Source organism: Streptomyces hirsutus (assembly GCF_001418415.1).
In the GTDB taxonomy this organism is placed as follows: Bacteria; Actinomycetota; Actinomycetes; order Streptomycetales; family Streptomycetaceae; genus Streptomyces; species Streptomyces hirsutus.
In genome coordinates this window covers 1-9,948 of record NZ_LIQT01000582.1, presented here as the reverse complement: position 1 = coordinate 9,948, position 9,948 = coordinate 1, and the positions used below count along the sequence as shown (strand labels likewise).

Sequence of the window (9,948 nt, the reverse complement as noted above, 5' to 3'; positions counted from 1 at the left end):
GCGTGGGGACGGGGCGGACGGGTGTCAGGCCAGGTCCAGTACTCCGACCGTTTCCTCCCCGACGACCTCGCCGTTCCTGCGGAAGCCCAGGCCCAGATAAAAGTTCTCCGGGCCGTTCCCGCCGGGGTGCCAGGTGACGTGGAGTTCCTTGCCGCCCCGGGCGCGGATCTCCGCGGCGACCGACTCCACGGCGAAGCGGCCGTAGCCCTTGCCCTGCTCCTCGGCCGCGATGTTCAGCCGCCACAGGCCCGAGCGGATGACGCTGCCGCCGTCCTCGTGCCAGTCGATGTCGAGGAAGGCCATCAGGAAGCCGATCGCGCGGTCACCGTCCACGATCAGGCGAGGCCAGGCGGAGCCGGAGTGGACGTATGCCTCGGCGAGGGACTTCACGACCGGGGTGACCGCGAACTCCTGGTCGGGGCGGACGCGTATGCCGAGGGCGGCGTCGAGGTTTTTCGGGGTGATCTCTTCGAGGCGGGGAGTTGTGTTCTTTCTCACTCGGGCAGCGTAGGGACGCAATTCCCTTTCGGTAAAAGGGATTTCCGGTGCGTGGAGCGCCGGGGAAAGGCTCAGGCCAGGTTCCGGTAACGGCCCCGGAAGTAGGTCAGCGGCCCGCCGTCCGCGCTGGGTACGTCCGCCGTCAGGACGCGGCCGATCACCAGGGTGTGGTCGCCGGCCGGCACCCTCTGCTCGGTGCGGCACTCCAGGGTGGCGAGGGAGCCGCCGACCAGGGGGGCGCCGCTGTACTCGCCCCGCACGTACGGGATGTCCGCGAAGAGGAGGCGGTCGCTGATCCGGCCCTTCATTGAGAAGCGGCCCGCGATGTGCCGCTGGCTCTCGGACAGGACCGACACCGACCACAGCGGCTGCTCGTCGAGCAGGTCGTCCATGCGGGAGCCCTCGCGCAGGCTGACCAGCACCAACGGCGGGTCCAGGGACACCGACAGGAACGCGGTCGCGGTCATGCCGACGTCCTCGCCGACCGGCGCCCGCGGGTCGTCCGGGTCCAGCGACGGCTCCTTCGCCGTCACCAGGACCACACCGGCGGCCAGACGGGACATGGCTGCGCGGAACTCGTCGTTGCTCACCCCCTCAGCATGCCGGGCGGCGGGTACGGCGGTGATCGCGGACGGGGGTACGGGAGTGTTCAGCACACCGGAAACGCTAGTCTCCGCTCCGTACGCACCGCATCGGGCCTCCGCCCGAGCGGGGACCTAGGACCAGCGACGGACTCCCGCGCTCCACGGGCGCGAGCCGGCACCCACGGACCGAACCCTGTGGAAGGGGTGCGGAATTCGCATGCGGCGCATGCCGCGCATGCCGTGCATGTGGCAGATCCGGTGAATGACCGGAGAAACCGCGGAAAGGTCTCTCAATTGTTCACGTTTAGTTGTGACTTGAGTCACAAGGGGCGATAATTGTTGACCCTGTGTACCGAGTGGGCAGCGCGCTGTGATTCAGTGGCGGAGAGACTGCCAGGACGATACGCCGATGAGAACGCTTGATTCGCTGCGAGGTCCCGGGGGGAGGGTGAGCATGGAGACCGAGTCGGAGCCCTACGTCCGTCTTGCTTCCCTGCGGCAACTGCACCAGGGCATGGCCGACATGAACACGGCCCGCAGCCTGGCCGACACCCTCCAGACCGTCGCCGACGGCGTCGTCGACGCCCTGGGGTACGAACTGGCCTGCGTCAACCTCGTGCGTCCCGACGGCGACCTGGTCGTGGCCGCCCTGTCGGGCAACGCGGCCGCCGAAGCCCTCATCACCGGCCGGGTCGGCTCGCGCGAGTCCTGGGAGCGCCGCCTCTCCATGGGTGAGGCCTGGGGAGACCTGATCTTCATACCGCACACCGAGGGCTGGGTCCTCGACGACGACGACGTCCCGCAGTGGTACACGGACGGGCCCGCTCCCCGCTTCGAGGACGAGTGGCACCCCTCCGACCGCCTCTTCGCCCCGATGTACGCCCCCGGCCCGCAGGGCGGCGGAGCCGGCGAACTGGTCGGCGTGCTCTCCGTGGACCGCCCGCGCAACGGCCGGCTGCCCGGCGCCTGGGGCCGCGAAGCGCTCCAGATGTACGCCTTCCAGGCCGCCATCGCGATCAGCAACGCCCGGCTGCGCTCCAACATGCAGCGCGCCCTGGTCCGCCTGGAGCGCGAGCAGCAGGCCCTGCGCGCCAGCGAGGAGAGCTTCCGGCAGGCCTTCGAGTACGCCCCGTCCGGCATGGCCGTCGCGGAGATGGGCGGCGACCAGCACGGGCGCATCCTGCGGACCAACGACGCGCTGTGCCGGCTGCTCGGCCGTCCCGCCTCCGCGATGCGCCGCTACTCCTTCTCCGACCTCGTGCACCCCGAGGACATCGGCACGCTGCTGCGGACCTCCGCCGAGGGCGGCCGCGCCGAGCTGCGGCTGGCCCGCCGGGACGGCACCTACGTGTGGGTGTCCCTGCGCAACTCCGTGGTCGCCGACGCGGCCGACGGGCCGCGCTTCCTGCTCACCCACGTCGAGGACATCGAGGAGCGCAAGCGCCGCGAGCTGCAGCTCGCCCACCGCGCCTCCCACGACTCCCTCACCGGCCTGCCGAACTCCGCGGAACTGCGCGCCCGGCTCTCCGCCCGCCTGTGTCAGCAGCGTCCGTCGATGCTGCCCGCCGCCGTGGACGAAGCCATGGCCGCCTTCGAGTCCTTCGGCTCCCAGGACGCCGCCTACGGCCCGCCCGCCTTCGACCGCGGCCACGACTTCGACTTCCCGCCCGAAGCCGAGGGGTTCGAGGGATACGACCACCATGTGCACGCCATCGCCCCCGACGCGGACCACGACGACGGCGCCAAGGGCCTCGCGGTGCTCTTCTGCGACCTCGACGGCTTCAAGTCGATCAACGACCGGTTCGGGCACAACGCGGGCGACGCGGTGCTCATCGAGGTCGCCCGCCGGCTCGGCGACGGCGTCCGGGACGGCGACACCGTCGCCCGGCTCGGCGGCGACGAGTTCGTGATCCTCGCCAACGGGCTCGGCCGGGCCGACGCCCAGGACCTCGCCGTACGGCTGCGCAACGAGATCATCCAGCCCATCCGGGCCGAGGGCCGGGCCGTGCGGGTCGGCGCCAGCTTCGGCATCGGATGGGCCCACTGCGGCCTGACGGCGGACGAAGTGCTGAAGTCGGCCGACGAGCGGATGTACATCGAGAAACGATCTCGTCCCAAACAACATCGGCGGGCGGGATGAACCCCAGGTCAGTGCGCTGATGCGGTCTGAGCCACCCATTCGGGTCACCCGGAGCGGGTAGGCTCGCCCTTCTCAGCACCCGTACCGCATCCGATCCGCAGCTAGGAGTACCAAGGGATGACGCCCGGCAGCAACGGCGCGAGCACGCCCGAGGACGACGACCCGTTCGGCTACCTCTACGCCGACGGGCAGGCCAACGGAGCCCAGCCGCCGTCCGGCGGCTACGGCTACCCGAATTCGGTCAACCGGGTGCGGCCGGTCGGCACGCGTCAGTACGGCCAGCAGGGCCCCGCGGCGCAGGCGCCGAAGCAGCAGGGAACGTACGGCCAGCCGAACGCGAACTACGCGGCACCGGAGACGCTGCCCGGCGCCGCCCCCACCGCCTCGTCGCAGCTTCCGGGCAACCGTGGTGGTCATGGCGGCGGTGGCCGGGGCCGCGGCCCGAACACCAAGGGCCTGCTCATCGGAGCCGTCGCGGTGGTCGCCGCGGTGGTCATCGGCATCAGCGTGGCCATGATCGGCGGCGACGACGACAAGGACGACAAGAGCGGCAACCAGGCCGACGCGTCCCCCACCCAGAGCCAGACCAGTGAGCCCAGTCCGTCGGCGACGAATGAGGAGGCGCCGGACGACGAGGCCGGGCTGCCGGCCCTCGACGCGAAGGCGCTCCGCCTGGACGGCGGGACCGTCCAGGCGTCGGAGATCAAGGGCGCGAAGGCCGAGGGCGGGGTCTATGTGGCGGGCTTCAACAAGGTGGGCGCGAAGGTCACCTGGACCGTCGACGGCATCAAGGAGTCCGAAAGGTATCGGCTGTATGTGCGCTACGGCATTCCGGGCGTGGACGCCGATGCCACGCTGGTGGTCAACGGCAAAGCCGACTCCCGTCCGTTCGGCTTGAAGAACTTCGGCAACCTGCCCGAGGGGGACTGGGAGAAGGGCTGGCAGACCAGTTGGGCCAACGTGAACCTCAACAAGGGAACGAACACGATCGAGCTCGTCTGCAATGAGGGCAACCAATGCAATGCGAACCTCGATCAATTCTGGCTGACGGAGGAGCCCCCAAGCTGACGACATGAAAACTGTGGTCGGCTTGGGGTGGAGAGGGCTGAAAAGAGTGGTGCCGCCGATTCGCTTTTCGGGGCATGCGGCGGCGCAGGACAGATTCCTCCATGAGGACGACGTAGCGGTGGCCGCCCTCGTACAGGAACCGGGAGCCGCGCGACGCGGACGGCGACCGCTTCGGAGGTGTCGCCGGGGTGCCCCAGGGCTTCGTGTGGGTCGTATACATGCCCTGACCTGCGATCCGGCAAGCGACAAGCAGCGACCGGCGGAGGAACAGCCGCGGTTCGGCCGGGCTCTCTCGGCGGCCGTGAGTGCCTGATGGTCGCTCGCCCGAAGGGCGGTCCTCGACACCTGCGCAGGGCATGCCTCAGGCCGCGCTGACCTCCCTTGTGATCACCACACGCCCGAGCAGTTCCTCGTAAGCCTCCCGGTCGAACTCGCCCGCAACCGGCGCCAGTACCGTCGCCGCCGACAACGCGACCGCTCGGGCGAGGCGGTCCGGCCACGGCAGGTGTTTCACCAGGCCCGACAGCAGGCCCGCGACCAGGGAGTCGCCGGCGCCGGTGGGGTTGCCGCGCAGGCGGGCCGGTGGTGTGGCGCGCCAGTGGCCCTCGGGAGTCACCGCGAGCAGCCCGTCCGGGCCCAGGGAGGCGACCACCGCGCCGGCGCCGCGTCGGCGGGCGTCCTGGGTGGCGCGCAACGGCTCGTGGGAGCCGGTGAGTTCGGCCAGTTCCTCGGCGTTCGGCTTGAGGATGTCGGGGCGTCCGGCGATCCCGCGGCGCAGCGGTGACCCGCTGGTGTCGAGGAGGACGGGCACCTTGGCGGCGCGGGCGGTGCGGACCAGCCCGGCGTAGGCGCCGACCGGGACGCCCGGGGGCAGACTGCCGCACAGGGCCACCGCCGAGACGCCTTTCAGCAGATCCTCGTAGACCTCCTGGAAGGCCTGCCACTCGGCGGGGGAGACGGCCGGGCCGGGCTCGTTGAGCTGGGTGGTGGTGCCGGAGCGTTCGTCGACCACGGCCACGGTGCGCCGGGTCGTGCCGGACACCGGGAGCAGTGCGTCCGTCAGGCCCGGTGTCGCGGTGAGCCTCGCGCGCAGGAGCCGTCCGGTGAGGCCGCCGGTGAAGCCGGTGACCGTCACCTCGTGGCCCAGGGCGGCGAGCACCCTGGCCACGTTGACGCCCTTGCCGCCGGGGCGTTCGGTCACCTCGGTGACCCGGTGGGAGGCGCCCGGGCGCAGGGCGGGCACGCGATAGGTGATGTCGAGAGCGGTGTTCAGTGTGACGGTGAGGATCACCGGACCGGCCTCCCTCCGTCGTGCCGGTCCTCGATCATGCCAAAGAGACGGCGGCCGGCCCACCCCTCGGTCGGTCCCCCGCAGCCCGGTGGGGACCCGACCGGGGGGACGGATCAGCCCAGTTGGGGAGCGACCACCCATTCACCCCGGCGCATCACGCCCTTGAGGGTGAAGTCCGCGTCGAGGACCACCAGGTCGGCGTCCTTCCCGGGTTCCAGGGAGCCGATCCTGTCGTCCATGCCCAGCAGCCGGGCCGGGTTGGCGGACAGGGCCGCGACCGCGTGCTCGACGGGCAGGCCGTCGACGGTCACCGCCCGCTTGAGGGCGCGGTCCAGAGTGAGCGTCGATCCCGCGATGGAGCCGCCCTCCACCAGCCGGGCCACACCGTCGGCGACCTCGACCTCCAGCGGGCCGAGCAGGTAGCGGCCGTCGCCGAAACCGGCCGCGTCCATCGCGTCCGTGACGAACGCCACCCGGCCGGGGCCCGCATGGTGGAACGCCAACTGGAGGGCGGCCGGGTGCAGATGGGTGCCGTCGTTGATCAGCTCGACCGTGACCCGCTCGTCCTCCAGCAGGGCGGTGATCGGGCCGGGGGCGCGGTGGCCGAGCGCCGGCATCGCGTTGAACAGGTGGGTGGCGACCGTGGCGCCCGCGTCGATGGCCGCCACGGTCTGCTCGTACGTCGCGTCGGTGTGGCCGACGGCCGCGATCACGCCGTGTTCGGCCAGCAGGCGTACGGAGTCGAGACCGCCGGGCAGTTCGGTGGCGAGGGTGACCATCTTCGCCCGGCCGTGGGCGGCGTCGATCAGTTTGCGGACCTCCGCCGGGTCGGGGTCGCGCAGCAGTTCCTCGGAGTGCGCGCCTTTGCGGCACGGAGAGATGAACGGACCCTCGAAGTGGATGCCGGCGATGTCGCCCTGTTCGGCCAGCTCCGCCAGCAGGCCCGCGCGCCGGACGAGGACGTCCATGTCGCCGGTGACGGTCGAGGCGACCAGGGTGGTGGTGCCGTGCAGGCGGTGGGTGCGGATGCCCTTGAGGACCTCGTCGACGGTCCCGGAGGGGAAGGACGCGCCGCCGCCGCCGTGGTTGTGGAGGTCGACGAAGCCGGGCACCAGCCAGTGCCCGGTCAGGTCGAGCGTCTCGACGGCGTTCCCGGGAGCGCCGGGGGAGGTGTTCGAGGGAACGTCGGAGGGGGCGTTCGCGGGGGCCTCGGAGGAGAGGTTCGCGGGGCCCGTGGCGACGATCCGGGTGCCCTCCACGGTCACACGGCCGTCGTCCACGGTCCCGGTGGGCAGTACCACCCGGGCACCGGTGAGAACCTTGGTGGGGGTCATCAGGTGGTTACCTCCGAGGGGTCAGTGGTGGTGAGGAGATCCCGGGCGAGGAGTCCCGCGCCCAGGCATCCGGCGGTGTCCCCGAGGGCCGCGGGGACCAGGGACGGCGGTTTCTGGAAGGTGATCCGCTGCCGGACGGCCTCCCGCAGCGGTGTGAACAAGGTTTCTCCTGCCTCGGCCAGCCCGCCACCGATGATCAGGGTGCGGGGGTCCAGCAGGGTGAGCGCGGTGACCAGCCCGTCGGCGAGCGCCTCGACCGCCTCCTGCCAGACCTTCCGGGCCCGTACGTCGCCCGCGGCCACGGCCCCGGCGCAGTGGGCCGCGTCCGCGCCCTCCTCGCCGCAGACCGCCGCCCACGCCTCGCCGACCGCCGCCGCGGACGCGTACCGCTCCAGGCAGCCGCGCTGACCGCACGGACAGGGGAGGCCCCCGGGCCGTACGACGATGTGGCCGATCTCGCCCGCGAAACCGTGCGCGCCCGCCTCCACCCGGCCGTCGATGCCGATGGCGCCCGCGATGCCGGTGCCCAGCGGCACGAACAGGAACCGGTCGGCGCCCCGGCCCGCCCCGATGCGGCCCTCGGCGAGCCCGCCGGTGCGGACGTCGTGGCCGAGGGCGACCGGGATGCCGCCGAGCCGCTCCGCGAGCAGCGCGCGCAGCGGGAGGTCGCGCCAGCCGAGGTTGGCGGAGTAGACGGCGACGCCCCGCGTCTCGTCGACGATGCCGGGGACGGCGAGGCCGGCGGCGGACGCGGGCTCGCCGAGGTGCTCGACGCCGTGGGCGCGGAGGTCGGCGGCGAAGTCCAGGATTCCGGCGGCGACCGCGTCCGGACCGCGGTCGCGCGCGGTGGCCCGGCGGGCCCGGTGCAGCAGCGTGCCGTCCGCTCCGACCAGGGCGGCCTTCATCCCGGTGCCGCCCACGTCGAGGGCGATGACATGTTCCACGGGGGACAGTGTGACCCCGGGACCCACAAGAGGTCTAGTCCACTTACGTGGTGTAGACCTTGATCCGATTATCGGAAACTTTTCGGAGCGGATGGCGCGGAGCGCCGGAGTTGGGGCAAGAAGCAGTGCAGCGGCGGAGCTTGGCAAGGACGATCGCGGCGATATCCGCACTGGGACTGACAGGGGTCCTCGGCGGATGCGGTCTCGGCGGAGGCTCCTCCGACATCACCCTGGAACTGGTCGCCGCCGACTACGGCACCGGCGTGGACGACAGCTCGAAGAAGTACTGGGCCGCCCTGACGGAGGAGTACGAAGCCGCGCACCCGGGCGTGCGGATCGACGTCACCGTCCACTCCTGGAACGACATCGACCGCAAGGTCAAGGAGAGGGTCGACGCGGGCGACCCGCCGGACATGGCCCAGATCGGGGCGTACGCCGACTACGCGGCCGACGGACTGCTCTACAAGGCCGACGACCTGCTCTCCATCCCCGTACAGGCCGACTTCGTCGCGCAGTTGGCCACCGCGGGCCAGATCGGCGGCATCCAGTACGGCATGCCGTTCGCCTCCTCCACGCGCGTGCTGTTCTACAACAAGGCCCTGTTCGAGGACGCCGGCCTCACCCCGCCCACCACCTGGGCCGAACTCGCCGCGAACGCCGCCCTCCACGGCTGTGTGCCCGGACGGGATTTCGCCCTGTTCCTCGCCTGCGACGACGTGCGGGGCGTCATCCGTATCGAGGTGTCCGACACCCACCCCGACCCTCCGGCCCCCACGGCGGCCGCGGCGGACGAGGAACACGGCCGTGGCCTGGCCCTCGTCGACGCGCTCGCCACACTCTGGGGCGTGACCGGCCGTATCGGCCCCGGCAAGACCGTCTGGGCCGAGTGCGCGACCGTCGCGGACGAGCCCCGGTTCACGAGGGTGCCGCCGGGGAGGGACGCCGCCTCGGCGCCACCGCGAGGATGCTCGTCACACGCCCCTGCTCATAACCTTGTCAGTGTCCCGGATACGGATGTATAACGTTGTAAAACTCGAGCCCGGCGGCTCGGCGCCCGGCTCACGGTGACGGCACCCGCATCTGCACCGGTCCCCGGTTCGGGCCGCTCACGAAGGGATTGCCGTGCGGGTCAGCCTCAAGGACGTCGCCGCGCACGCGGGGGTCTCCATCAAGACCGTCTCCAACGTGGTGAACAACTACCAGCACGTCACCCCCGCCATGCGCGAGCGTGTCCAGAGGTCCATCGACGCTCTGGGCTACCGGCCCAACCTGGCCGCCCGCCACCTGCGCAAGGGGCGTACGGGCATCATCGCGCTCGCCCTGCCCGAACTGGGCAACCCCTACTTCGCCGAACTCGCCGCCGCCGTCATCGACACCGCGGCCGAGCACGACTACATCGTGCTGCTCGACCACACCGGGGGCCGGCGCGAGCAGGAGATCCTGGTCAGCCAGGGGTTCCGGGCCAGAGTCATCGACGGACTCATCCTCAGCCCGATCGAGCTGGAGGCCAAGGACTTCCGGGACCGCGCGGAACCCGTGCCGCTGGTCCTGCTCGGCGAACGGGAGTACGACCTGCCGTACGACCACATCGCCATCGACAACGTCGCCGCCGCGCGTGCCGCCGTCCGGCACCTGGTCTCGCTGGGCCGCCGGAGGGTGGCGTTCATCGGAGCGCGTCGGGGGCGCAGCCAGCCCGCCCAACTGCGCGTGCAGGGCTGGCGCGAGGAGCTCACCGCCGCCGGACTCCCGGCCGACGGGGGCCTGGTCGCCGCCACCGACGGCTGGGGACACGCGGACGGAGCCGCGGCGATGGCCCACATCCTGGATGCCGGGGAGCGCCCCGACGCGGTGTTCGCCTACAACGACCCGATGGCCATCGGGGCGATGCGGGTCCTCCACGAGCGTGGTCTGCGGGTTCCCGAGGACATCGCGGTCGTCGGATTCGACGACGTGCTCGAAGGGCGCTTCAGCGCGGTGACGCTGACCTCCGTGTCACCGGACAAGGCCGCCATCGGCCGTCTCGCCGTCGAGTCGGTGCTCTCCCGGCTCCACGACGCGGCTCCGGAGCCGCGTCGTGGAGCCGGGAGAG

Annotated in this window: 9 protein-coding genes and 1 pseudogene; 4 read left to right on the top strand and 6 right to left on the bottom strand. The window is 71.6% G+C overall.

The annotated features are described in order from the left end of the window. Positions 1-24 precede the first annotated feature (24 nt). Together AOK11_RS34950 and AOK11_RS34945 are read right to left on the bottom strand one after the other, a co-directional pair. Complete coding sequence (locus AOK11_RS34950; RefSeq protein ID WP_055597674.1) at positions 25-498, bottom strand: GNAT family N-acetyltransferase; 474 nt, start codon at positions 496-498, stop codon at positions 25-27. Positions 499-569: 71 nt separating this feature from the next. Next, on the bottom strand, positions 570-1,154 hold the full coding sequence (locus tag AOK11_RS34945; protein WP_055597673.1) for a flavin reductase family protein: 585 nt from the start codon (positions 1,152-1,154) through the stop codon (positions 570-572). Positions 1,155-1,536: 382 nt separating this feature from the next. Here AOK11_RS34945 and cdgB point away from each other — a divergent pair, with 382 nt between their 5' ends. Then, the gene (gene cdgB, locus AOK11_RS34940) at positions 1,537-3,222 is read left to right on the top strand and encodes a diguanylate cyclase CdgB (protein WP_055597672.1); all 1,686 of its coding nucleotides are present in this window, start codon (positions 1,537-1,539) and stop codon (positions 3,220-3,222) included. Positions 3,223-3,339: 117 nt separating this feature from the next. Then, the gene (locus AOK11_RS34935) at positions 3,340-4,290 is read left to right on the top strand and encodes a carbohydrate-binding protein (protein WP_055597671.1); all 951 of its coding nucleotides are present in this window, start codon (positions 3,340-3,342) and stop codon (positions 4,288-4,290) included. A 76-nt stretch (positions 4,291-4,366) separates the two neighbouring features. Here AOK11_RS34935 and AOK11_RS45770 read toward each other — a convergent pair. The 4 genes and pseudogenes from AOK11_RS45770 to AOK11_RS34920 all read right to left on the bottom strand — a co-directional run. Further along, positions 4,367-4,484 (bottom strand): annotated as a pseudogene (locus AOK11_RS45770) (transcriptional regulator); the annotation flags it as partial. A 167-nt stretch (positions 4,485-4,651) separates the two neighbouring features. Beyond that, a complete protein-coding gene (locus AOK11_RS34930; RefSeq protein WP_055597670.1) occupies positions 4,652-5,581 on the bottom strand; it encodes a 1-phosphofructokinase family hexose kinase in 930 nt (309 codons plus the stop codon). Positions 5,582-5,694: 113 nt separating this feature from the next. Beyond that, positions 5,695-6,915 carry an N-acetylglucosamine-6-phosphate deacetylase gene (nagA, locus tag AOK11_RS34925; protein WP_055597669.1) on the bottom strand — a complete coding sequence of 407 codons (1,221 nt, stop codon included), beginning with the start codon at positions 6,913-6,915 and terminating at the stop codon, positions 5,695-5,697. Continuing rightward, entirely contained in the window at positions 6,915-7,859 is a 945-nt protein-coding gene (locus tag AOK11_RS34920) for an ROK family protein (protein WP_079035276.1), read from the bottom strand. The genes nagA and AOK11_RS34920 overlap by 1 nt, the downstream gene beginning before the upstream one ends. A 125-nt stretch (positions 7,860-7,984) precedes the next feature. Between AOK11_RS34920 and AOK11_RS45765 the strand changes: the two genes are divergently transcribed. Continuing rightward, positions 7,985-8,881, top strand: a complete 897-nt coding sequence (locus AOK11_RS45765) for an extracellular solute-binding protein (RefSeq protein WP_079035275.1) — start codon at positions 7,985-7,987, stop codon at positions 8,879-8,881. Positions 8,882-8,981: 100 nt separating this feature from the next. After that, on the top strand, positions 8,982-9,948 hold a 967-nt coding region (locus AOK11_RS34910; protein ID WP_055597668.1), incomplete at its 3' end, for a LacI family DNA-binding transcriptional regulator.